The organism is Psychrobacter sp. TB55-MNA-CIBAN-0194, assembly GCF_040309505.1.
In the GTDB taxonomy this organism is placed as follows: Bacteria; Pseudomonadota; Gammaproteobacteria; order Pseudomonadales; family Moraxellaceae; genus Psychrobacter; species Psychrobacter fozii.
Window position 1 is genome coordinate 1 of sequence record NZ_JBEOOW010000340.1, and the last position, 268, is coordinate 268.

At 68.3% G+C, this 268-nt stretch carries 1 protein-coding gene; it reads right to left on the reverse strand.

Annotated elements, in window-relative coordinates; genetic code table 11:
• A partial coding sequence (locus tag AAEY75_RS15375) for an SAM-dependent methyltransferase (RefSeq protein ID WP_352260070.1) occupies window positions 1–268 on the reverse strand: 268 nt, incomplete at both ends.

Here is a 268-nt window from a genome sequence, read left to right on the forward strand (position 1 = left end):
GCGAGAAATACGGCGACGCCATCGGATCGACCTCGTCGAGCGGTACGATGCGCTGGTTGGCCATCGTCGCGCGCTCGACGTACCGCGCGCGCTTCGCAAGCCCGAGTTCGTCGAGCACGCGTCGCACCTTGTCGAAATTGCGGCCGAGCTTCATCACGACGGCCGCGTCGGCCCGCGCGAGCCGCTCGCGCAGTTCATGCTCGGGCAGCACGCCCGACAGCACCGACAGGCTCTGGTTGCGATACACGAGTGGCTGGCCGAGCACGGC